The following is a 23,581-nucleotide window of genomic DNA, read 5'->3' as shown; positions in this document are numbered from 1 at the left end:
TCATGACAAGGACTTTGACCAACTTTTGCTCGCTGCTTGCCTTGCTGGTTCTGGGGGGGTGCGTCACCATGCCGACCGGACCGAGCGTCCGTGTGCTCCCCGCGCCGGGGAAGACCTTCGAGCAGTTCATGGCTGAGGACGCCGTCTGCCGCAGGTATGCCGAGCAGCAACTCGGCATGAGCCCGCAGGATACGGCGAACCAGAACACCGCGACGAGCGCCGTGGTGGGGACCGCCATCGGTGCCGGGGTCGGGGCGGTTCTTGGCGCGGCGAGCGGCAATGCGGGGGCGGGTGCGGCCATCGGCGGTGGCACCGGTCTTCTCTTCGGCGCGGCGAGCGGCTCCGAGTCGGGCCGGGTCTACGGCTACGAGGCGCAGCGGCGTTACGACAACACCTACGTGCAGTGCATGTACGCCAAGGGGAACCAGATTCCGGGGAACGTGCGCAAGACGCGCCGCGTGAGAACCTATGTTCCTCCGCCGCCTCCGGGGGGGTACTCGGTGCCGCCGGATTACTATCCGGAGCGCTATTGAGAAGAGGGCGCCCTTTTCTTTTGGGTGACTTTGAAAACCTGGGAATGATGGGAGGACTGGGAAGCCTGGGAGTAATGAGACGGGGCTTTTGATAGGAGGTGCCGCACGGGCTTCCCGGATTGTGGTTGTCATGCCGTTGTGGTATCGTGCGGGGGCGCGCGAGGCGCCATCACCAAAAAACAGAGGTCGTCTTGACTACTTCCAGCAACTCCCCCCCCCTTACTCCCTGGGGCGCGGCCATAATTACCGGCGTCCTGCTGTTCCTTGGCTACGTCGGCTTCGACCAGTTCTACCTCGAGTGGATCTTTCTCCTCCCGCTTCTCTGGGCCATCCGCGACGTGCGCCCGCGACGCGCCTTCCTGCTCGGCTGGGTCGCCGGCATCGTGGGACACGGCGGCGGCTTCTACTGGATCATCCAGATGTTCCAGCAGTTCGCCGGTGCTCCGTTACCGGTCGGCATCGTTGGACTCGTTCTTTTGGCGGCGGCCAACGGGGTCGTGCTGGCGGTCTGGGCCTGGGGGGTAAGCCTGCTCACCCGCGGACGGGAGCGCCACCTGGTATGGATCGCCCCGGTACTATGGACCGCCATCGAGAAGGTCTGGCCCGAGGTGTTCCCCAACTACCTGGGCGCGAGCCAGTACAAGGTCCCGCACCTCACCCAGATCGCCGACTTCACCGGTGTCCTCGGCGTCTCCTTCCTTGTGGTCTACATCAACGCGACGCTTTACCGTATCCTCGCCTGCCGGTTCGAAGGTAAAGGGGTGCCGTGGCGCGCTGCGGCGGCGCTCGGGGTTACCCTGGTCCTTGTTGTCGCTTACGGCGAGTTCCGCATCCGCGAGGTGGACGGCAAGGTCGCCGCGGCGCAGCACCTCACCGTCGGGCTCGTGCAGACCAACCGCGGCGCTGCCGACCTCCACCTCTCGGCCGGAGCGATACAGCAGGAGCACCGCGATATGTCGAAGGCGCTGCTCGCGGCAAAAAAGGCAGACCTCGTGGTCTGGCCGGAGGGGGTGCTGAGCTTAGGGCTTCCCTCTCGCGAGGGGACTATCCCGACCTGGGCCCTCGGCGACCTCAAGGTCCCGCTGCTCTTCGGGGCCTGCCTCCAGCTAAACGAGGAGGGGGAGACCCGCTTCTACAACAGCGCCCTTCTCGCCGACGCCTCGGGCAAGATCCTCGGTACCTACGACAAGACCGTTCTCGTTCCCTTCGGCGAGTACATCCCCTTCGGGGACGTCTTCCCGGTCCTGTACGCGTGGTCCCCGTACAGCAGCAAGTTCTTCTCGGGGAAAAGCGTCGAGCCGCTCAAGCTAGGACCGCATCTCTTGTCGGTGAGTATCTGCTACGAGGACATCTTCCCCACCCATATCAGGAAGCTGATGCGCGGGGGGAGTGAGGGGCGGACCCCTGCGGTCATGTTCAACCTGACCAACGATTCCTGGTACGGCAACTCCACCGAACCCATGGAGCACCTCGCCCTGGCGAGCTTCCGTTCCATCGAAAACCGCCGCTCCCTGGTGCGGGTCACCAACACGGGGATCTCCGCCTTCGTCGACCCGGCTGGGCGCATCACGAGCCGCACCGGCGTCTGGACCAGGGAGGTCCTTGTGGACCGGGTGCCGCTTCTGGAAGGTACGACAGTGTACGGTGCTTTCGGCGACTGGATCGGCTGGCTCTGCGCAGTCATCTCGCTCGGTGCCATAACCTTGGTGACTGTATCAAACAGGCGCGATTTGACTGGGAAACAGAATGCTTTATAGTCTGACAGGGAAAAAGCGGGTCTCACAGCCTCCCAACTAGAGACGGTCCCACGGGACAGAAGGTACCATGGCCAATTCGAGCGGAAGATCGGGCAGAAAGAACGCGGAGCAGTTAAAGGGGAATACCTCCCCACTGGGCGCGACCGTCACCCCCGGCGGGGTGAACTTCAGCGTCTTCGCCAGGGACTGCAGCGGCGTCGAACTGCTCCTCTTCGACCGCGCCGACGACGCCGTCCCCTCCCGGGTCATCACCCTCGACCCCAAACAGAACCGCACCTACCACTACTGGCATGTCTTCGTCCCCGGCATCGGCGCGGGGCAGCTCTACGGCTACCGCGTCGCCGGTCCCTTCGAGCCGCAGCGCGGACGCCGCTTCGACCCCGGCAAGGTCCTCATCGACCCCTACGGCCGCGCCGTCGCGGTCCCTGACGGCTACTGCCGGGGGGACGCGTGCCTTCCCGGCGACAACGCGGCAAGCGCCATGAAGAGCGTGGTGGCCGACCCCCGCGGCTACAACTGGGAGGGTGACCTGCCGCTCAAGCGCCCCTATTCCAGCACCGTCATCTACGAGATGCACGTGGCCGGGTTCACCAGGCACCCATCTTCGGGAGTCTCCAACGACAAGCGCGGCACCTACGCGGGGCTCATCGAGAAGATCCCCTACCTGAAGGAGCTGGGCATCACTGCGGTGGAGCTGCTCCCGGTGTTCCAGTTCGACCCGCTCGACGCTCCCCTGGGGCTTCGCAACTACTGGGGCTACAGCCCGGTCTCCTTCTTCGCACCCCACGCCGCCTACAGCTCAAAGCAGGGACCGCTCGGCCCCCTGGACGAGTTTCGGGACATGGTGAAGGCGCTGCACAAGGCGGGGATCGAGGTGATCCTCGACGTGGTCTACAACCACACCTCCGAAGGAGACCACAACGGCCCCACCTTCTGCTTCCGCGGCTTCGCCAACGACGTCTATTACTCACTCGCCCCCGACGGCAGCTACCTGAACCATACCGGCTGCGGCAACACGCTGAACGCTAACCACCACGTGGTGCGCCGGCTCATCATCGACTCCCTGCATTACTGGGTAAAAGAGATGCACGTCGACGGCTTCCGTTTCGACCTTGCCTCCATACTTTCCCGCGATGGCCAGGGGCGTCCACTCAAGGATCCCCCCATCCTCTGGGACATCGAGTCCGACCCGGCGTTAGCCGGCATAAAGCTCATCGCAGAGGCGTGGGACGCGGGTGGGCTCTACCAGGTGGGGAGCTTCATCGGGGACAGTTGGAAGGAGTGGAACGGCGAGTTCCGCGACGACGTGCGCCGCTTCCTGAAGGGGGACGAGGGGATGGTCTCCCGCTTTGCGGCGCGTATCCTGGCGAGCCCGGATATTTATGGGCACCAGGAGCGCGAGCCGGAACAGAGCATCAACTTCGTCACCTGCCATGACGGCTTCACCCTGAACGACCTCGTCTCGTACAACAAAAAGCACAATGAGGCGAACGGGGAAGGGAACCGTGACGGCTCCGACGCGAACGCAAGCTGGAACTGCGGTGTGGAGGGGCCGACGGACAATCCCGCCATCGAGGCACTGCGCAAGCGCCAGGTGAAGAACTTCGTCGCGGTCACCCTGCTCGCCCTCGGAACGCCGATGATCCTGATGGGTGACGAGGCGCGGCGCACCCAGCTTGGAAACAACAACGCCTACTGCCAGGACAACGAAATCGGCTGGTTCGACTGGAACAAGGTCGAGGAGCATGCCGACATCCACCGCTTCACGAAGGAACTGATTCGGGCACGCCTCAGGCAGAGCGAGGCGTCGGCGGATTCCATCACGCTCAGCCAGCTGCTTGGGCAGGCGCGCCTTGAGTGGCACGGCGTCCGCCTCGGGACGCCGGACTGGAGCCACGAGTCGCACAGCATCGCCCTCACCGTCCGTAGCAACACGAAGAGCCTCGTGTTCCATTACATGGTGAACGCCTATTGGGAGCCGCTCTCTTTCATGCTCCCCTCGCCCAGGAAGCTTCCGGGTGGGAGATGGCACCGCTGGATTGACACCTCGCTCGACTCCCCCGACGACATCGCCCCGTGGGACGAGTTGCCGCTAGTCGAGGGTGAGAGTTACCGTCTTCCCCCCCGCAGCCTCGTAGTGGTCGTGGCTAAAAACCGCACGGCGAGCCGGACAAGGAGCTGAACATGTCATCGGTATTCGGAACGATCTTCAGGGTTTCCACCTTCGGCGAGAGCCACTGCAAGGCGGTCGGCGCCGTTATCGACGGGGCACCGGCCGGGATGCAACTGTCCGAGGCGGACATCCAGCCGCAACTGGACCGCCGCCGTCCCGGGCAAAGCGAGCTCAGTACCCCCCGCGAGGAGGAGGACATCGTCACCATCCTCTCCGGCGTCGAGCTCGGCGTCACCCTCGGGACCCCCATCGGTCTCATGGTGCATAACCGCGACCAGCGCCCGGGGGATTACGAGGAGATGGCGGAGGTGCCTCGCCCCTCCCATGCCGACTACACCTACCAGATGAAGTACGGCGTGCGCGCCTCGAGTGGCGGCGGACGCTCCTCCGCACGGGAAACCATCGGCCGGGTCGCGGCGGGTGCCATCGCCGAGAAGTACCTCTTCGAACGTTACGGGATCGAGATCGTCGCCTGGGTGGATGCCGTCGGGGCGATCGATGCCGGGCCGGTCGACCTCACGGGGATCACCCGCAAGGAGGTGGACGCACACCCGGTGCGCTGCGGCAACCCCGCCATGGCGCAGGCGATGGCCGACCTGATCGCCCAGGTGCGCGACAAAAACGACTCGGTCGGGGGGATGGTCTCCTGCGTCTGCCGCAACATCCCCGCCGGGCTCGGAGAGCCGGTGTTCGACAAGCTGGACGCCCTTTTGGCCCACGCCATGCTCTCCATCCCCGCATCCAAGGGGTTCGAGATCGGCTCGGGCTTCAGCGGCAGCCGCATGCTGGGGAGCGCCCACAACGACCCATTCGTCAGCAAGGGGGGGAGGCTTGGGACCTCGAGCAACTACTCTGGCGGCGTGCAGGGGGGGATTTCCAACGGGGAGCCGGTCTACTTCCGGGTGGGCTTCAAGCCGCCGGCGACGGTGGCACTGCCGCAGAAGACGGCGCGCTTCGACGGCAGCGAGGCCGTCCTCGAGGCGAAGGGGCGCCACGACCCGTGCATCGTGCCGCGCGCCGTCCCCGTCGTCGAGGCGATGGCCGCCCTGGTGCTCATGGACCTCGTGCTCAGGCAGGAATACCGGAAGCGTTAAAGGCTAGCGGGTGCAGGCCTGCACGATGACTAGCCCCATCCTGGTATCGGGGGGGAACTCCTCCCATTCGGTGACGGCGGAGAGGTCGGTGCTTCTCAGCGTGCCGCCCTTCTTGTCGAGATGGGTCGCGGCGAGGAGATGCCCCTCCCGCTCCGCGCAGTTGATCTCGTAGCTGTAGAGGGTTTCGTACAGCGGCGTGGAGTCCGGCAGTTCCGCGAGGACCTTCAGGGCGTCCTTTCTTCCTTGGTCACTGTACACCACCCGCGTCCTCACCTGGATGACCCCTTCCCGCAGCGGGGTCACGCCGCTTCGGTCGAAGAAGAAGCTCGAGTCCTCGTTTTCGTCCAGCTTGAACCAGTCAGGCGACGCCGCAAAGGCCGACGCAGCCATCATCCCCACCGCAACCATGCTCAGCAGAAAAAGTTTTACCCGCATCTCTCACCCCCTTGCATCCAATTCCTCAGCCCGCGAACGTATCTTCTGCATCTCCGTCTCCAGGTCGGTGATGATCTCCTCTTCCTCCCGCACCAGCCCGTGAACCTTGAGGGACTTGCGCAAGAGATCCAGGTCGTACTCAAGGTAGAGCGGCGCCACCGGGCTCTGTCGAGCCGATTTCAGGATCTTGCGGACGATGAACCCGGTGAACTGCGGGTGTTCCAGCAGTTCATGGCGCATCTCCCCGTCGTAGGGGCGCAAAATCACCCGCTCCCGCACCGGATCGCCGTGTACCGTCATCTCGGATATGAAGGTATCCGGTGCCTCCTCGGAGAGCCGGACGTCGGCGATCCCCAATGCGTAGCGCTCCGGGTGGTGCAGCCGGTCGACCAGCATGTCCCACAGCGTCTTGTGCTCGCAATGAACCACCACCTGAAGGGTGCGGATGAGCATGGGAGCCTCCTTGTGCGTATCGTACCTGCTGGATTTCTTGAACTAGCCAATTATAAAACGCCCTCTCATGCGGTCAAGCCGACGGCGATGTTGAAACCATGCGGCAAGAAAGGGGGGCGCCCAAAATTGACAGGCGCTCCGGCATCGTTACAATGGGCGTGGCCCCGCCGGGCGCCAGAAATAAAACAGCGAGATCGTAAGGAGGTATGCCATGGCAACGGGAAATGCCGGCTCGATGACGCAGCGACACCCGGTCCTCATCGCGATGGCCGCCGGCTTGATCGCCGGTGCGGCGGCGAGCGCCTCGGACGGACTCCTGGACCGGCTGGTGAGCGAGCAACAGAAAAGGCGCGGCCGGCGTGTGCGCGAAGCGCCGGCGCACCAGGTGGCAGGGCCGCGCTTCGCCGCTAAGATCGCGGGACGCAGGCTGAACAGGAAGGAGAAGGAGCGCGCCAAGGCGGTGTTCGGTGTGCTCTACGGGCTTGGGTGGGGAGCGATCCATGGGGGGCTGCGGAGGAAGTTCCCGGTGCTTTCCCGCTGGGGCGGGCTCCCCTTCGCGATCCCCTTCTTCTTCGCCTGCGACGGCGTGATCGCTCCGGGGCTCGGCATGTCGCCGGGGCTGAAACGTATCCCTTGGCAGCCAAGCGTGAAGGAAATGGGAAATCACATCGCATGGACGGTGACCGCTGAACTGGTGCATCGTGTGGTGGGAAAAGGGCGTTGAATGAGTTTGCAGAGGAGGGGCGTGCATGGCAAGGACCGTTGACCCGATGAGACGGGAGCTTCCCCGGTGGCTGAACGCGGTGCTGATCGTCGGCACCGTGGCAACCGTCGCCGTCATGGAGCTCAGACGTCCGCTCAGGAAGGAGCGGGAAGACAAACTGAGGAGAAACGGGCGCAACGCGGCCTTCGCACTCATCGCGGCGACCACGGTCGGCCTCGCCGAGAAGCCGGCGGTGGTTCCCCTTGCCCACCATGTGCAGAAAAAGGGTTTGGGCGCGGTCAAGCTGCTCGGGCTGCCCCCATGGGCCGAGGTGGCGCTGTCGGTGCTCCTGCTCGACTACACGCTGTTCATCTGGCACGTGCTGACCCACAAGATCCCGCTCCTTTGGCGTTTTCACAAGCCGCACCACGTCGACCTCGATCTCGACGCGAGTACTGCGCTTCGCTTCCACTTCGGCGAGTTGCTCCTGTCCGTGCCGTGGCGGGCGGCCCAGGTCCGGCTGATCGGCGTCTCCCCCTTCGCCCTTGCCATGTGGCAGACCCTTACCCTCATGGCGATTCTGTTCCATCACTCGAACGTGAGACTCCCGCACCGTGTCGAGCGGCGTCTGTGCCACCTGATCGTCACCCCGAGGATGCACGGCATTCACCATTCCGTGGTGAGGGGGGAGACCGACTCCAACTGGAGCACCATCTTCTCCTGGCCGGACCACCTGCACCGCACCCTGAAGCTGAATGTTCTTCAGGACTCGGTGATCATCGGTGTCGCCGGCTTCCAGGACCCGGCGCAGCTCACCCTCGGGAAAACCCTCGGCATGCCTTTTGTCAGACAGGTGGAGGTGGAGGGGCCGAAACGGGAGGTGCTGCCGATACCACCGACGGTGCTGGCAGTCTAGGGAGCCGCTAGGCAGAAACGCGAAGAGACCCGTCGGGCACCCGGCGGGTCTCTTTTTTGCGGTAGGGATGCATCGGATCAGGCGAGTGGGCCCCGCGGCGGGTCCTTCGGGCGGGTGTGCACAACGCCGGTCAGGATGCCGATGCCCAGGAGGATGATGCAGACGATGGCGATCTTGAAGACGGCGATGCCGGCGGTGACCAAGGCCCAGGCGACCCCGGAGATGATGAGGATGAAGCCGATGATGTAGAGCGCAAATGACATGGCTACCTCCGTGAACAGCCGTATTGGAGTCTTCCAATCTTGCGACAGCTCAAATGCTAGCGGGAGGGCTTCCGTTGTCAATGCGGGGGAGGAAGTCTCGAAGGGGGGCTATGCGGGGGACGTTTCCTTGTAGAGCGCCCCGGCTGTTTCCAGGTGGGTCAGGTACAGCCTTGTGTCGAACTCGAGCTGGTGGTAGTCGGGTTCCATGTACTCGCAGAGCTGGTAGAAGGCCTTGTTGTGCTCCTTCTCCTTCAGGTGGGCGAGCTCGTGCACGACGATCATCCTCAGGAACTCTACCGGGGCGACCCGGAACATGCTCGCCACCCTTATCTCGTTTTTAGCCGTGAGCTTCGCGCCCTGCACCCGCGAGACGAAGCTGTGGAGCCCTAAGGCGTGGTTGATCACGCTGATCTTCGGGTCATAGACGACCTTGCTGAGCGGCTGAGACTTGCGAAGGTACTCGTTCTTGATGCCCATGGTGAAGTCGTAGAGCGACCGGTCCGTGGTGAAGCCGTGCGGGGTGGGGTACTTGGAAAGGAGCACGCCGCCGAGCTCGTTCGCGTCGAGGAGTCGCTGCACCTTTGAGGTCACCTGCTCCGAATAGCCCGCCAGATATTTGAGTCCACGCATCACTTCTTACCTCTCAGATTTACCTACCGCTTGTCGACGGCGAAGGTAGCACATCGTCATGCAGAGTGCAAACGTCCCGGCGCGCGGGTCCCGCCGGGTGCGCCACGATATTTGAATAATCGCATGCAGTTGTCAACCAGTGCAGGTTGCCAGGTTGACGTGTCCCGGCCGCTGTGCTAATAACAGAGGCTCGACTCTGACCCTGAGTGGAAAGGAGAGACCGTGCCGACATTCGCAGAAGAACTGGATAAATTGCGTGAAGAGGGGCTGTACCGCAGCATGAGGGTGATCAGCGGCGCGCAGGGAAGCCACGTGGAGCTGGAAGGGAGGCGGGTGCTCATGCTCTGCTCCAACAACTACCTGGGGCTTGCCGACCACCAGGCACTGCGCAGCGCGGCGGTGATGGGGGTGGCGTTCGGGGTAGGCAGCGGTGCGTCGCGCCTGGTCTCCGGCACCATGGAGCTGCACGCGCGCCTCGAGGAGCGCATCGCCCGGTTCAAAGGGACCGAGCGGGCTCTCGTCTTCAACTCCGGTTATGCGGCCAACACCGGTATCATCTCGGCCCTGGTCGGCCGCGGCGACGCCATCTTCTCCGACAAATTGAACCACGCGAGCATCGTGGACGGCGCCCTTCTTTCCCGTGCCAACTTCCATCGCTTCGGTCACCGCGACGTCGCCGCGCTGGAGCGGCTGCTCGAGGAGAAGGGGGGGAGCGGCCGGCGCCTCATCGTGACCGACGGCGTCTTCAGCATGGACGGGGACATCGCTCCGCTCAAGGAGATGGCACGGCTCGCCAGGCGCTACGACGCGCTCCTCATGGTTGACGACGCCCACGGTACCGGCGTCCTCGGCGCCACCGGTCGCGGCACCGCCGAACTCTTGGGCGTCATGGACGACATCGACATCCACATGGGAACGCTGGGGAAGGGGCTGGGGAGCTTCGGCGCCTACGCAGCGGCGTCGGAAACGATCTGCGACTACCTCGTCAACAAGGCGAGGAGCTTCATCTTTTCCACCTCGATGCCCCCTGCGGTGCTCGCCCCGTCCATCGCGGCGCTCGACCTGGTCGACTCCGCGGAAGGAAAGGGGCTGCGCGACCGGCTGGCGGCAAACGTCGCCCTGTTCAAGGAGCGGCTGGCCGGAGCCGGCTTCGACACCATGGGTAGCGAGACCCAGATCGTCCCGATCTTCGTCGGTCCGGCGGATGCCACCATGCGCTTCAGCCAGGAACTCCTCGAGGAGGGGATCTTCCTGCAGGGGATCCGCCCCCCGACCGTCCCCGCCGGGAGCTGTCGACTGCGTTGCACGATCATGGCCACCCACGAGGCCGCGGATCTCGAGGCCGCCGCCGACACCATCGCCCACGTGGGTAAGAAGCTGGGCGTGATTTAAATCAGGAAAGCTTGATCACAGAGGAAAGTCTTTCTCCGTGCCCTCTGTGGACCTCCGGGTCCTCTGTGTTGAGCTTTAGAGGTTTTATGATGATGCATTTTCAGGAAATAGGGGCCGGAAGGCCGGTGGTATTCGTGCACGGCTGGGCCATGTCCGGAACAGCCTGGAGTTTTCAGCGTGAGCTTGCCGACGCGGGGCGCCTCATCTTTCTCGACCTGCGCGGGCACGGCCAGTCGGCTCCGGCCGACTCTTACACCCTGGACGACTACGCCTCCGATCTCGTCTCCTTTTTCGATGGGCACGCGCTCACCGACGCGGTCCTCGTCGGCTGGTCCATGGGAACGCAGGTGGCGCTGCATGCCTTCCCCGCGCTCAGGGAACGCCTGGCCGGGATGGTGCTGGTCGGCGGTAACCCGAGGTACGCAAGCACCGACGACTACCCGCACGGCAAGGCCCCGGTCGAGGTGAAGGGGATGGGGCTCAGGCTGCGGCGCGACCGCCAGAAGACCATGGGGGACTTTTTCAAGGGGATGTTCGCCGAGGGGGAGCTGGACCACGCGCTGTACCAGCGCATCGTCCACGAGATCGTGATGGGGGGGCGTGCCCCGGACTCCGAGGCGGCGCTACGATCGTTGGACATCCTGTCGAGCGCCGACCTGCGGGAAAGGCTTCCCGAGGTGGACCGCCCCGTCCTCCTCGTGCACGGCGAGCTCGACACCGTCTGTCCCGCCTCGGCGTCGCGCTACATGGGGGAGCGGCTCCCGTCGGCGCGGGTGGAGATCTATCCTGGGTGCGGCCACGCTCCCTTCATGAGCAGGCCGGAGCGCTTCAATGAGCAGCTCAGGGAATTCATCGCGGGGCTCTAGTTAGTTCGATTTATTCGGAAAGGTGGTTATGGCGGCAGAGATAGACAGAGAGAGGGTGCGGGATTCGTTTCACCGGCAGGCCGCCGATTACGACAGTCACGCCGTGGTGCAGGGGCGGGTGATCGAGAAGGTCGTCGGGCTTTTGCAGGCGGAGCGGGTTGCGCCGGTGCGGCTTTTGGACATCGGGGCCGGGACCGGGCGGCTGCTTGCGCGGCTGACCGAGCTCTACCCGGAGATGGACGCGGTTGGGGTAGATCTTGCCCCCGGGATGTGTGCCACGGCGGCGGATAACTTAGCCGGGCGGCGGGTGCAGGTGATGCCCGCCGACGCCGAGGCGCTTCCCTTTGAGGCGGAGTCCTTCGACGTCGTCGTTTCCACCTCGACCTACCAGTGGCTTCCCTGTCTCGACCGGGCCTTCGCCGAGGCGCGCCGCGTCTTAGCGACCGGAGGTATCTTCTGTTTCGCACTCTTCGGCGAGAGGACCCTTTTCGAGCTGCGCGATTCCTACCGGAGCGTCCTGCAGGGGGCGTTCGACCGCACGCACAGTTTCTTTTCCTGCGCAGAGGTGCTGGAGGCGCTCGAACGCGCCGGGTTCAGCGGCGCGCGTGTGAGTTCCGAGCTGGAGGTGGAACTGCACCCCGACGTGCCGGAGCTTCTGCGCTCGCTCAAGAAGATAGGCGCCGGGAGCACCGCGCCGGCAAGCGGGAAGGGGCTTGCCGAACGGCGGGTCATGCTGGACATGATGCGGAGCTACCGCGAGCACTTCGGCGGCGAAGAGGGAATACCCGCCACCTACGACGTGGTGTACGGCGTGGTGCGCAAGAGCGGGTAGCCGCGGCTAGCTCGGCGGCTCGGACCAGTCGGACAGGTCAGACAAAAAAAGAGGGGCGGCCAATTGGCCGCCCCTCTTTGCTTCGCACGGGCTCTCCAAAGCTTTACGCCCTGGTGAGCTGGCGGTACCTGATGCGGTGCGGCTGGTCGGCTGCGGTCCCCAGGCGCGCGTGGCGGTCTTCTTCGTACTCGGAGTAGTTCCCCTCGAACCAGACCACCTTGCTGTCCCCCTCGAAGGCGAGGATGTGGGTGGCGATCCTGTCCAGGAACCAGCGGTCGTGGGAGATTACCACGGCGCAACCGGCGAAGTTCTCGAGCGCTTCCTCGAGCGCACGCATCGTGTTCACGTCCAGGTCGTTGGTCGGTTCGTCCAGAAGGATCACGTTGCCGCCGTCTTTCAGCGTCTTCGCCAGGTGCACGCGGTTTCTCTCCCCGCCGGAAAGCATCCCGACCTTCTTCTGCTGGTCGGCGCCGGAGAAGTTGAAGCGGGCCACGTAGGCGCGGGAGTTCACCAACTGCTTGCCGAGCTGCAGCTGCTCCTGCCCCTCGGAGATCACTTCCCAGATGGTCTTGTCCGGATCGAGCGCGTCCCTGCTTTGGTCCACGTAGGCGAGCTTCACCGTCTCGCCGGTCTTGAAGCTGCCGGAGTCCGGCTTCTCATCACCGGTGATCATCCGGAAGAGGGTGGTCTTGCCGGCGCCGTTGGGGCCGATGACGCCGACGATGCCGCCCGGCGGGAGGCGGAACTCCATCCCCTCGATGAGGAGCTTGTCGCCGTACCCCTTGCTGACGTTTTCGGCCTCGACCACCACGCCGCCAAGACGCGGCCCGGGCGGGATGAAGATCTCGAGGTCCTTCGCACGCTGCTCGCTCTCGGTGTTCAGCATGTCCTCGTAGGAGCTGATGCGCGCCTTACCCTTGGCGTGACGCCCCTTCGGAGACATCCTGATCCACTCCAGCTCGCGCTTCAAGGTCTTCTGGCGCTCGCTCTCGGTCTTCTCCTCCTGGGCCAGGCGCTTCTCCTTCTGCTCGAGCCAGGAAGAATAGTTACCCTGCCACGGGATACCCTGGCCGCGGTCGAGCTCGAGGATCCACCCGGCCACGTTGTCTAAGAAGTAACGGTCGTGGGTCACCGCGATGACGGTGCCGGCGTAGCGCTGCAGGTGCTGCTCGAGCCATGCGACGCTTTCGGCGTCCAGGTGGTTCGTCGGCTCGTCCAGAAGCAGGATGTCGGGCTTCTGCAAAAGCAGGCGGCAAAGGGCGACGCGGCGCTTCTCACCGCCGGAGAGGTTCGCGACGTTCGTTTCCGGCGGTGGGCAGCGCAAGGCGTCCATGGCGAGCTCCAGGCGGCTGTCCAGGTCCCAGGCGTCCAGGTGGTCGAGTTTCTCCTGCACCTTCGCCTGGCGGTCGCAGAGCTTCTCCATGTCGGCGTCGCTCATCTCCTCGCCGAACTTCATGTTGATCTCGTTGAATTCGTTCACGAGGTCGACGATTTCCTGCACCCCTTCCTCGACGCACTGGCGTACCGTCTTGGTCGGGTCGAGCTGCGGCTCCTGCGCCAAGTAGCCCACCGTGTAGCCCGGGGAGAGGATGGTCTTGCCGTTGAACTCCTTGTCCACGCCGGCGAGGATCTTCAGAAGGGAACTCTTGCCCGAGCCGTTAAGACCGAGCACGCCGATCTTCGCGCCGTAGAAGTAGGAGAGGTAGATGTCCTTCAGCACCGGTTTCTTGTCGTAGAACTTGCTTACCCCGATCATGGAGTAGATGACCTTGTTCGGGTCGATCGCCATTTTTATCGTCACCTCCGTATGGATTTGTCAACATTTGCAGCCTTTTGTTAAGCGGCCATTATTACATGCAACGACCGCGGCGTGTCAACCGCGATCGGCCGGGAGTCCGTCCTTGACATTCTACTTTATGTATAGTTAAATCCGCCGGATTGTACTAACTCACAAGGGGTACCCTCATGCAAATCAGCAGGCGTTTCGGGTTCTTTATCTGCGCCGGGCTTCTCTCTGTCGCCATCTACGGCTGCGGCGGCTCATCCACCAAAGACACCATTCCTTCCACGGTCTCCATCTTCTACGAGCACAGCCTCATCTTCAGAAACCACACCACCTTCACCATGGGGTACAACGGTTTCGGGCAACTGGGGGACGGTACCCTGGATCGGCGCGAGAGCGCCACGCCGGTGCCGGGGATGACCGGCATGACCAAGGGTGGCGTAGGTGCCGAGCACACCATGGTCATGAACGGTAGCAACGATATCCATACCTGGGGGTACAACCTCTACGGCCAGTTGGGCAGCGCCACCGTTTCGACGAGCTACCCCGACGCGTATAGCAGTTCCCCGGTGAAGGTCACCTTCTCCGACCCGGTAACCGACATCGCCGCGGGGGGGTACCACTCCCTCGCCATCGCCGGAGGGAAGCTTTACGGCTGGGGCTCCAACGGCTATCGTCAGGTCGGCAACGACTCAAGCAGCGAGTCGAAGACCCCGGCCCAGCTCTCCACCGGGCACGACGGGGAGGACCTGACCCAGCTGACCGCCAGCAACGTGATTGCGGGGTGGCTTCACTCCATGGCCCTTTTCTCCAACGGTGACGTGTATGCCTGGGGGAGCAACGCGAAGGGACAGCTCGCCTTCAGCACCTATTCGAGCACCAGCTCGCGTCCCAGAAAGGTGACCATCCCGGAGGCGACCGGCAGGGTCGAGCAGATCGCCGCGCTTTCCAGGGCGAGCCTCGCCCTCGAGGTGCAGCGGGACGTTCAGAACAACATCACCAGCCAGACCCTGTGGGGATGGGGCTACAACGACTCCGGTGAGCTCGGCTCGCTGATCCCGCTGCGCGCCTTCAGCGCCGTGCCGGTCAAGGTCATCCCGACTATCGCCGTCACGGACGGGCAGACCTTCGTCATAAAGAAGATCGTCACCGGTATCAACCACGTGCTGCTCCTCATGGGGCCGCGCGACAGCGTCGTCAACGACGGCACCTGGTTCGTGCAGGGGCTGGGCCTGAACTTCTACGGACAGCTCGGCAACAATACGACCACCGACACCAGCAGCCTGGTCGCGGTCTACACCGCCCTCAACCCCGAATGGAGCGCCGGCGTTTCCGACATCGCCGCGTTCGGCACCGCTTCCTTCGCCCTCGTGAACGGCGTCTGGTACGGCTGGGGCAACAACGATCTCGGACAGCTCGGCAACCCCGTGGTGAAGGATACCGTGGCGTTTTTCGAGACACCGGTAACGGTGAAGTTCAAGTAGGGGTAATCGCCCGCGCGAGTGGGGTTTTAAGCCTTGACTTGATTGACGCAAATAGTTTAGTTTGACGGATTGTTTCACAGCCCAAAGCGGTAAAGAAAGGTTGCAGATAACATGGAAGAGTTGAGCGAACTGCTGCTGCAGAGAAGACGTAAGGTAGATGCATTGTGGGAGGCGGGGATCAACCCGTACCCGAACGATTACAAGCCTCAGCATACCTCGGCCGACGTGCGCGCCGCCTACGGTGACAAGGAGGTCATCGAGGAGGACCCGCAGACCTTCGTGGTCGCCGGCCGCATCATCATGCGCCGTTCCTTCGGCAAGGCGGCCTTCGTGCAGGTGCAGGACCGCAAGGGACGCATGCAGCTTTACATGAAGAAAGATACCCTGGGCGAGGAGCTCTTCGCCGAGTTCGAAAACTACGACATCGGCGACATCATCGGCGCCACCGGCACCCCGTTCCGCACCAAGACCGGCGAGCTCTCCCTGGCCGTCTCCACCGTGCGCCTGCTGACCAAGTCGCTTTTGCCGCTTCCTGAGAAGTTCCACGGCCTGACCGACGTGGAAACCCGCTACCGCCAGCGCTACGTCGACCTGATCGTCTCCCCGGAGGTGCGCGAGGTCTTCTACAAGCGCTCCAAGGTAGTGCACCTTATCCGCGAGTTCATGACCAAGAACGACTTCCTCGAAGTCGAGACCCCGATGATGCACCCGATCCCCGGCGGCGCCACCGCGAAGCCGTTCGTCACGCACCATAACGCGCTCGACATGGAACTCTTCCTGCGCATCGCCCCCGAGCTCTACCTGAAGCGCCTGGTGGTCGGCGGCTTCGATCGCGTCTTCGAGATCAACCGCAACTTCAGAAACGAGGGGATCTCGGTGCGTCACAACCCCGAGTTCACCATGATGGAGTTCTACCAGGCCTACGCCACCTTCGAGGACCTGATGAACTTCACCGAAGAGCTTTTGTGCCACGTGGCCCAGGAACTCCTAGGTACCCTGGACTTCACCTACGGCGGCGAGCCGATCAGCTTCCAGCGCCCCTGGAAGCGCTTCACCGTGAAGGAAGCCATCCTCGAGTACGGCGACATCGACGCGAAGAGCCTCGAGGACCGCGATCTCGCCTACGCCTACGCCCAGAAGATCGGCCTGGAACTCCCCGAGGACGTCGGGTACGGCAAGCTCATCACCGAGATCTTCGAGGAGGTCGCCGAGACCAAGCTGATCCAGCCGACCTTCATTACCAACTACCCGACCGAGGTCTCCCCCCTTTCCAGGAAGAACGACCACGACCCCGACTACGTCGACCGCTTCGAATTCTTCTGCGCCGGGCGCGAGATGGCCAACGCCTTCTCCGAGCTGAACGACCCGCGCGACCAGAAGGAGCGCTTCCTGGCCCAGGTCGCCGCCAAGGATAAAGGCGACGAGGAGGCGCACTACATGGACGAGGACTACATCCGCGCCCTGGAGTACGGTCTGCCTCCGACCGCGGGGGAGGGGATCGGCATCGACCGCCTGGTCATGCTGCTCACCGATTCCCCGTCGATCCGCGACGTCATCCTCTTCCCGCAACTGCGTAAAGAGGGCAAGTAATGCCCTTTGAGCTCCTCATAGGGCTGCGCTACCTGAAGGCGAAGCGTAAATCGACCTTCATCTCGCTGATCACCCTGATCTCCGTCGCCGGCGTGGCGCTCGGCGTGATGGCCCTCATCATCGTGCTGGCGGTAATGACCGGCTTCGAGGAGGACCTAAAGGACAAGATCCTCGGGACCAACGCGCACATCGTGGTCTTAGACGGCCTCGGCGCGGTGCAGGACTACCCGCAGGTCGTGAAGAAGCTCGAGGGGATGGACGGCGTGGTCGCCGCCACCCCGTTCATCTACAACCAGGTGATGCTCTCCACCGGCAGGACCGTCTCCGGTGTGGTGCTGCGCGGCATCGAGGTGCAGACCGACGCCAAGGTGACCAACCTGCACAAGTCGATGGTGGAGGGTAGCCTCGACTCGCTCGACGCGGAGGTCGGCAAGACGCCGGGGGTGGTGATCGGCAAGGAGCTCGCCAAGAACCTGGGGCTCATCCTGGGCGACACGGTGGACGTCATCTCGCCGATGGGCAACATCACCCCGCTCGGCATGATGCCCAAGCTGAACCGCTTCCGCATCACCGGCATCTTCAACACCGGCATGTTCGAGTACGACTCGACGCTCGCCTACGTCTCGCTGAAAGAGGCCCAGCAGTTCCTGGGGCTTGGCGACGTGGTGACCGGGATCCAGCTGAAGGTGCGCGACGTGTACAAGACGGGGGAGCTCGCCCAGGCGATCGACAAGGAACTCGGTCCCCCATACCACGCCCGCGACTGGATGCAGATGAACAAGAACATCCTCTTCGCGCTGAAGACCGAGAAGAGCGTCATGTTTATCATCCTGACCCTGATCGTGCTCGTGGCCGCCTTCGGCATCGCCTCGACGCTCTTCATGGTGGTCATGGAGAAGACGCGCGACATCGCCATCCTGAAGTCGATGGGGGCGACCAGCCGGAGCATCATGCGCATCTTCGTCTTCGAAGGGGTCATCATCGGGGTCTTAGGCACCATCATCGGCGTGCTTGGGGGACTCCTGGTCGCGCTCAACCTGGAGCCGATCGTCGGCGCGATCCAGAAGGTGACCGGCTTCGAGCTCTTCAGCAAGGACATCTACTACCTGGACCATTTCCCGTCCCAGGTGATTCCGTCCGACGTCGTGCTGATCAGCGTGACCGCCGTGATCATCTCCTTCGCCGCGACGCTCTACCCTTCCTGGGCGGCTTCGCGCATGGCCCCCGCGGAGGCGCTGCGCTATGAGTAACCTCCTCGAGGTAAGGGGACTCTTCAAGTCCTACGGCGGCAACGGCGCCACGGTCGAGGTGCTGAAGGGGATCGACCTCGACGTCGCGGCCGGCGACACCATCGCGCTCGTCGGCCCCTCGGGCGCCGGCAAGAGCACGCTTTTGCACGTGATGGGGACCATCGACCGCCCCACCTCCGGGGAGGTGCTCTTCGAAGGGGAGAGGATCTTCAACCTCTCGGACCAGCCGCTTGCCGCCTTCCGCAACCGCTCCATAGGTTTCGTCTTCCAGTTTCATCACCTCCTGCCGGAGTTCTCGGCGCTGGAAAACGTGATGATGCCGCTTCTCATCGGCGGCGAGAGGCGCTCCCGCGCCGAAGGGCGAGCCCTTGAGCTTTTAAAGGGTGTGGGGCTCTCGCACCGGGTGACGCACCGGCCGGGGGAGCTCTCCGGGGGGGAACAGCAGCGCGTGGCCATCGCGCGGGCGCTCGTGCGCGAGCCGAAGCTGCTCCTTGCCGACGAGCCGACCGGCAACCTGGACATGAAGACCAGCGAAGAGGTGCACGCGCTTTTGTACGAGATCCAGCGGCAGACCGGCATCGCCCTGGTCATCGTGACGCACAACGAACAGTTGGCCGCGGGGATGGCCCGTACCATCAGGATGGTGGACGGCAAGGTCGTCGAGTCGGCGTAAGCCCCTTTTGGCGACGGCTCTTTTGTAGCCGCATATTTTCTTTTGGCTTTTTCGGGGGGACCCTTTGCTGCGTAAATCGTTATCAGCTCTGCTTGTCGTTCAGCTGCTCGGGGCATCCTACGCCCTGGCCGAACCGCCCGCTGCCGGAAAGGCCGCACCGGACGCCACCTCCACGGAGAAGAGCGCGGCTGAGAAGGCCGCCGCGAAGCCCGTCGAGGAGAAGCCGGCAAGCGACAAGATAGCCGCGGTCAGGATCAGCGGCAACCACCGCATCGAGAGCGCCGCCGTCATGCAGGCGCTCCGGGTCAAGGCGGGCGACGTCCTCGATCCGGAGAAGGTGGATGCCGACATCCGGGCCATCTTCAAGCTCGGGCACTTCACCGACGTGAAGGCGCAGACCGACGTGAAGGACGGGGCGCTCGTCCTCGAATACGTCGTGACCGAGAAGCCGATCGTCCGTGAGATAAAGATCGAGGGGGCCAAGGAGATAAGCGCGGACAAGGTGCGCGAGGCCGTCGAGATCAAGCCGAACTCCGTCTTTTCCGCCAAGGCGCTGCAAAAGAGCGTCAAGAAGGTGAAGAAGCTGTACGCGGACGAGGGGTATTACCTGGCCGAGGTCTCCGGCGACATCAGCGTGCGCTCCGACACCGATATCCACGTCATCTTCCGCATCAAGGAAGGGGACAAGGTGCTGATCCAGAAGATCGCGTTCGACGGCAACCACGCCTTTACCGACAAGAAGCTGAAAAAGTCGATGGAGACCGACGAGAAGTGGTTCCTCTCCTGGCTCACCGGGGCCGGTACTTACAAGGAGGAGGTGCTCAAAAACGACGTCAACCTCCTTACCGAGCTCTACATGAACAACGGCTACGTCAACGTGAAGGTGGGCGAGCCGAAGGTCGAACTCCTGACCGATCGCACCGGCCTCAAGGTCAGCATCGGCATCACCGAGGGGGAGCAGTACCGCCTCGGCAAGCTCGCCTTCAAGGGAGAGCTCCTCGAGAACGAGAGCGTGCTCGCCGGAAAGCTCAAGGAGAAGAGCGGCCAGCTCTTCAGCCGCGCCGACCTGCGCACCGACGTCTTCGCCCTCACCGACCTCTACGCGGACAAGGGGTACGCCTTCGCCAACGCGTCGCCGCTCACCAAGCTGAACGCGGATAGCCACACCATCGACATCACCTTCGACATGGAGAAGGGGCAGAAGGTGACCATCGACCGGATCAACATCTCCGGCAACACGAAGTCGCGCGACAAGGTCGTGCGCCGTGAACTGAGGCTCGACGAGGGAGACCAGTACAGCTCCACCGCGCTCAAACGCAGCAAGCAGAACCTGATGAACACCGGCTTCTTCGAGGAGGCGAACATCGCCACGGTGAAGGGAAGCGCCCCGGACAAGCTCGACATGAACGTCGAGGTGAAGGAGAAGCCGACCGGCACCTTCAGCATCGGCGCCGGCTACAGCTCGCTCGACGGCATCATAGGGCAGGGGTCGGTCCAGCAGGCGAACTTCCTGGGGCTCGGGCTCAAGATGACCGCGGCCGCAAGCCTCGGCAGCAAGTCGCAGACCTACAACCTGGGGCTCACCGACCCGTACTTCATGGACACCAAGTGGACCGTGGGGGGCGACATCTACCGCACCGAGCGGAAGTACCTCGACTACACCCGCAGGGCGACCGGCGGTGACATCAAGGCGGGATACTCCCTCTCCGACACGCTCGGGACCTTCTGGCTTTACAAGTACGAGCAGAAGGAGATCTTCGACGAGTCTGTGGACCTCCTGCAGAACATCCACAACGGGTCGGTGCTTGCGCCCGAGGCCACTTCCACGACGAGCGCCATCGTCGGGAGCCTCACCAGCAACACCACCGATTACCGTCCCGACCCCACGACCGGCATGATCAACACGCTCTCCATAGAGTTCGCCGGTCTTGGAGGCAGCAACAGGTACATCAAGTACCTGACCGAACACACCCTGTTCCACCCGGTGCTGTGGGGTGTGGGGTCGCTGCGCGGCACCTTGGGGTACGTGCAGTCCTACGGCGGCAAGGACGTCCCGATCGACGAGAAGTTCTACCTGGGCGGCATCAGCTCGCTGCGCGGCTACTCCTCGAGAACGGTGAGCCCTTACAAAACGAGCCTGGTACCGAAGATCGGTGTCGGCGGCGCCGACGGCAAAAGCGACAACCGTGTCTACCTGGGGGGCGCGGTCGAGGCGGTTGCTAACGCCGAGTACACCTTCCCGCTGTTGAAGGAGGCGGGGCTCAAGGCGGTACTCTTCTTCGACGCGGGCAACTGCGAAAACAACTTCAAGTCCACCTTCTCCAACGTACTCACCAGTTACGGCGCCGGCATCAGGTGGTTCTCCCCGATCGGACCGCTGCGGCTCGAGTACGGCATTCCGATCAACCCGAGGGAAGGGATAGACAGCAAAGGCGGCAAGTTGGAGTTCTCCATAGGGAGCATTTTCTAAAATCGATGCACTGCAAGGAGCAAGTCATGAAACGTTTCATCATCGCATTATCGCTGGTTCTGGCACTTCCGCTGTCCGTGATGGCCGCCGATGGTTCAAAGATCGGTTCGGTCGATGTGCAGAAGGTGCTGCTGACCTCCGACGCAGGGAAGGAAGCGAAGGAGCAACTGGCCCAGAAGGCAAGCAAGTACGAGGCGGAGAAGGCGAGCAAGGAAGGTGAGCTGAAGAAGCTCAAAGGCGAGCTGGAGAGTCAGGGGACGCTGCTGAACGATTCCGCCCGTGGCGCGAAGGAACGTGACTACCAGCAGCGCCTGAAAGAGTACCAGCGCTTCCTCAAGGATGCCCAGGACGACCTGCAGGCGAAGAACGACGAGTTCACCGGCAAGATCGTGGACGAGATCGTGAAGGTGGCGCAGGACTTCGGGAAGAAGAACGGCTTCACCGCCATCTTCGTCAAGAACGAGACCATGATCTTCCTCGATCCCTCCGCCGACGTCACCGACGCGGTGCTGAAGGCGTTCAACGAGAACAGGAAGAAGTAACTTACGGCCGTTCTACGTTCTACGTTCCAAGTTCTACGTTAGCAATACCCCGCGGGAGGCTGCGCGAGCGGCTTTTCCGGGATCGTTACGATGAGCCCCCTTTTCACGAAGGGGGACTTGTCGTTTTTTACGTAGAACATAGAACGTAGAACGTAGAACGGTTTCCAAGGACGTTCATATGAAAAAGACGCTTCGAGAAATAGCCGAGTATCTCGGGGGGACGGTTTCGGGCGACGGCGACGTGCTGATCGGCGGACTGGGCACCCTCGACGACGCGGGCGAAGGGCAGCTCACCTTCCTCGCGAACCCGAAGTACGCAAGCAAGGTGGCCACCACGGGCGCCTCGGCGGTGCTCATGGGGACGGGGGGGAACACCCACGGCAAAAACGCGATCTTCCACGCGAACCCCTACCTCGCCTTCGCCAAGCTTTTGACCCTGTTCTACACCCAGCCGGCACCCCGCCTGGGCGTGCTCCCGGGCGCCTTCGTAGCGCCGGGTGCGAAGATAGGCCAGGAGGTCACCATCTACCCGGGTGCCACCGTCGGCCCCGGCGTCACCGTCGGCGACCGCGTGACCCTCTACCCCGGCGTGGTCCTCTACCCCGGCTCCAGCGTCGGGGACGACGTCACCCTCTACGCCAACGTGAGCGTCCGCGAGCGCTGCCGCATCGGCAACCGCGTCATCATCCACGACGGCACGGTGATCGGCTCGGACGGCTTCGGCTACGCGCCGGACGGCAGCTCCTGGTACAAGATCCCCCAGATCGGCATCGTGGTGGTCGAGGACGACGTGGAGATCGGCTCCAACGCGGTCATCGACCGCGCGGCCCTCGAGGTCACCCGCATCAGGCGCGGCACAAAGATCGACAACCTCGTGCAGATCGGCCACAACTGCGTGATCGGCGAGGACTGCATGATCGTCTCGCAGGTAGGTGTCTCCGGCAGCACCCAGCTCGGCAACCACGTCATCCTGGGAGGCCAGGTCGGCGTCGCCGGACACATAAAGATCGGCGACAACGTCATGGTCGGGGCCAAGTCAGGCGTGGCGGGGAACCTGGAGCCTAACCAGGTCCTTTCCGGGATCCCGGTCATGCCGCACCGCGAGTGGCTCAAATCCTCCAATCTGCTCCCGAAACTCCCGGAGTTCAGGAAGACCCTGAACACCCTGGAGAAGCGCGTGGCCGAGCTGGAGGCGAAGCTCGCCGAAAAAGGGGAATAGCCCCAGTAACACTGAAATGATTACTCGGCTCAAGCCCGACGGGCTGTCGGCCGATGCAAGGAGAGGACAGGCAATGCTTGATATCGTCCAGATAATGGAAATTCTGCCGCACCGTTACCCGTTTCTGCTCATCGACAAGGTCACCGAGCTGGAGCCGGGGAAACGCATCGTGGCCATCAAGAACGTGACCATGAACGAACCCTTTTTCCAGGGGCACTTCCCCGGTTTCCCGGTCATGCCGGGTGTGCTGATCATCGAGGCGATGGCCCAGGCCGCAGCCACCATGGCATACCTCAGCATGGGGGGGGACGCGAAGGACAAGGTGAGCTACTTCATGGCCATCGACAACGCGCGTTTCAGGAAGCCGGTAAAGCCCGGCGACACACTGAGAATCGAGGTGGAGACCCTCTTCAACAAGCGCGGCATCTGGAGCTGCGCCGCCAAGGCTTACGTCGGTGAGACGCTCATGACCGAAGCGGAACTGAAGGCAACGCTCGCCGACAAGTAGGCACGGAGAACATCT

General features: G+C 63.3%; 22 protein-coding genes. 17 read left to right on the top strand and 5 right to left on the bottom strand.

All coding sequences use genetic code 11. The features are described from left to right. Positions 1–2: 2 nt before the first annotated feature. The 4 genes from E4633_RS20005 to aroC all read left to right on the top strand — a co-directional run bounded on the left by E4633_RS20005 (position 3) and on the right by aroC (position 5,557). Complete coding sequence (locus E4633_RS20005; RefSeq protein WP_135873070.1) at positions 3–533, top strand: YMGG-like glycine zipper-containing protein; 531 nt, start codon at positions 3–5, stop codon at positions 531–533. A gap of 191 nt (positions 534–724) precedes the next feature. Next, complete coding sequence (gene lnt / locus E4633_RS20000; RefSeq protein WP_135873068.1) at positions 725–2,290, top strand: apolipoprotein N-acyltransferase; 1,566 nt, start codon at positions 725–727, stop codon at positions 2,288–2,290. Positions 2,291–2,357: 67 nt separating this feature from the next. Continuing rightward, the gene (glgX, locus tag E4633_RS19995; RefSeq protein WP_135873066.1) at positions 2,358–4,472 is read left to right on the top strand and encodes a glycogen debranching protein GlgX; all 2,115 of its coding nucleotides are present in this window, start codon (positions 2,358–2,360) and stop codon (positions 4,470–4,472) included. Between the two features lie 2 nt (positions 4,473–4,474). Then, complete coding sequence (gene aroC / locus E4633_RS19990; RefSeq protein WP_135873064.1) at positions 4,475–5,557, top strand: chorismate synthase; 1,083 nt, start codon at positions 4,475–4,477, stop codon at positions 5,555–5,557. A 3-nt stretch (positions 5,558–5,560) separates the two neighbouring features. On the opposite strand, the gene E4633_RS19985 is transcribed toward aroC, so the two are convergent. After that, positions 5,561–5,992 (bottom strand): surface-adhesin E family protein, encoded by a 432-nt coding sequence (locus tag E4633_RS19985; protein ID WP_135873062.1) that lies wholly within the window; start codon positions 5,990–5,992, stop codon positions 5,561–5,563. A 3-nt stretch (positions 5,993–5,995) separates the two neighbouring features. Continuing rightward, positions 5,996–6,445, bottom strand: coding sequence for a hypothetical protein (locus E4633_RS19980; protein WP_135873061.1), 450 nt, complete (start codon positions 6,443–6,445; stop codon positions 5,996–5,998). Positions 6,446–6,656: 211 nt separating this feature from the next. On the opposite strand from E4633_RS19980, the gene E4633_RS19975 reads away from it, so the two are divergent. After that, entirely contained in the window at positions 6,657–7,169 is a 513-nt protein-coding gene (locus tag E4633_RS19975; protein WP_135873059.1) for a DUF1440 domain-containing protein, read from the top strand. 25 nt (positions 7,170–7,194) lie between these two features. Beyond that, positions 7,195–8,064, top strand: a complete 870-nt coding sequence (locus E4633_RS19970) for a sterol desaturase family protein (RefSeq protein ID WP_135873057.1) — start codon at positions 7,195–7,197, stop codon at positions 8,062–8,064. Positions 8,065–8,141: 77 nt separating this feature from the next. Here the strand turns inward: E4633_RS19970 and E4633_RS19965 are convergent, their stop codons facing one another. After that, positions 8,142–8,327, bottom strand: coding sequence for a hypothetical protein (locus E4633_RS19965; RefSeq protein WP_129128442.1), 186 nt, complete (start codon positions 8,325–8,327; stop codon positions 8,142–8,144). Between the two features lie 108 nt (positions 8,328–8,435). Next, positions 8,436–8,957, bottom strand: a complete 522-nt coding sequence (locus E4633_RS19960; protein ID WP_135873055.1) for a M48 metallopeptidase family protein — start codon at positions 8,955–8,957, stop codon at positions 8,436–8,438. Between the two features lie 222 nt (positions 8,958–9,179). On the opposite strand from E4633_RS19960, the gene bioF reads away from it, so the two are divergent. The 3 genes from bioF (at position 9,180) to E4633_RS19945 (ending at position 12,047) form a co-directional block, all read left to right on the top strand. After that, entirely contained in the window at positions 9,180–10,349 is a 1,170-nt protein-coding gene (gene bioF / locus E4633_RS19955; protein ID WP_135873053.1) for an 8-amino-7-oxononanoate synthase, read from the top strand. A gap of 86 nt (positions 10,350–10,435) precedes the next feature. Continuing rightward, positions 10,436–11,215, top strand: a complete 780-nt coding sequence (locus E4633_RS19950) for an alpha/beta fold hydrolase (RefSeq protein ID WP_135873051.1) — start codon at positions 10,436–10,438, stop codon at positions 11,213–11,215. A 28-nt stretch (positions 11,216–11,243) separates the two neighbouring features. After that, positions 11,244–12,047 carry a methyltransferase domain-containing protein gene (locus tag E4633_RS19945; protein ID WP_135873049.1) on the top strand — a complete coding sequence of 268 codons (804 nt, stop codon included), beginning with the start codon at positions 11,244–11,246 and terminating at the stop codon, positions 12,045–12,047. 103 nt (positions 12,048–12,150) lie between these two features. Here E4633_RS19945 and ettA read toward each other — a convergent pair whose 3' ends face one another. Further along, positions 12,151–13,836 carry an energy-dependent translational throttle protein EttA gene (ettA, locus tag E4633_RS19940; RefSeq protein ID WP_135873047.1) on the bottom strand — a complete coding sequence of 562 codons (1,686 nt, stop codon included), beginning with the start codon at positions 13,834–13,836 and terminating at the stop codon, positions 12,151–12,153. A gap of 176 nt (positions 13,837–14,012) precedes the next feature. On the opposite strand from ettA, the gene E4633_RS19935 reads away from it, so the two are divergent. The 8 genes from E4633_RS19935 (at position 14,013) to fabZ (ending at position 23,566) form a co-directional block, all read left to right on the top strand. Beyond that, positions 14,013–15,314 (top strand): RCC1 domain-containing protein, encoded by a 1,302-nt coding sequence (locus tag E4633_RS19935; RefSeq protein ID WP_135873045.1) that lies wholly within the window; start codon positions 14,013–14,015, stop codon positions 15,312–15,314. A 111-nt stretch (positions 15,315–15,425) separates the two neighbouring features. Next, positions 15,426–16,904 (top strand): lysine--tRNA ligase, encoded by a 1,479-nt coding sequence (lysS, locus tag E4633_RS19930; protein WP_135873043.1) that lies wholly within the window; start codon positions 15,426–15,428, stop codon positions 16,902–16,904. Beyond that, complete coding sequence (locus tag E4633_RS19925) at positions 16,904–18,154, top strand: lipoprotein-releasing ABC transporter permease subunit (RefSeq protein WP_135873041.1); 1,251 nt, start codon at positions 16,904–16,906, stop codon at positions 18,152–18,154. Before lysS ends, E4633_RS19925 begins: the two co-directional genes overlap by 1 nt. Then, positions 18,147–18,827 (top strand): ABC transporter ATP-binding protein, encoded by a 681-nt coding sequence (locus E4633_RS19920; protein ID WP_129128433.1) that lies wholly within the window; start codon positions 18,147–18,149, stop codon positions 18,825–18,827. Before E4633_RS19925 ends, E4633_RS19920 begins: the two co-directional genes overlap by 8 nt. 64 nt (positions 18,828–18,891) lie before the next feature. Then, positions 18,892–21,297: an outer membrane protein assembly factor BamA gene (bamA, locus tag E4633_RS19915; protein ID WP_135873039.1), complete on the top strand. Its 2,406-nt coding sequence runs from the start codon at positions 18,892–18,894 to the stop codon at positions 21,295–21,297. A 26-nt stretch (positions 21,298–21,323) separates the two neighbouring features. Then, entirely contained in the window at positions 21,324–21,839 is a 516-nt protein-coding gene (locus E4633_RS19910; protein WP_135873037.1) for an OmpH family outer membrane protein, read from the top strand. A gap of 178 nt (positions 21,840–22,017) precedes the next feature. Beyond that, the gene (gene lpxD, locus E4633_RS19905; protein WP_135873035.1) at positions 22,018–23,058 is read left to right on the top strand and encodes a UDP-3-O-(3-hydroxymyristoyl)glucosamine N-acyltransferase; all 1,041 of its coding nucleotides are present in this window, start codon (positions 22,018–22,020) and stop codon (positions 23,056–23,058) included. 73 nt (positions 23,059–23,131) lie between these two features. Next, positions 23,132–23,566, top strand: a complete 435-nt coding sequence (gene fabZ, locus E4633_RS19900; RefSeq protein ID WP_135873033.1) for a 3-hydroxyacyl-ACP dehydratase FabZ — start codon at positions 23,132–23,134, stop codon at positions 23,564–23,566. Positions 23,567–23,581: the final 15 nt, after the last annotated feature.

The organism is Geomonas terrae (assembly GCF_004791675.1).
In the GTDB taxonomy this organism is placed as follows: Bacteria; Desulfobacterota; Desulfuromonadia; order Geobacterales; family Geobacteraceae; genus Geomonas; species Geomonas edaphica.
The sequence above is the reverse complement of the archived record's forward strand: the minus strand, read 5'-3'. Positions and strand labels throughout refer to the sequence as shown.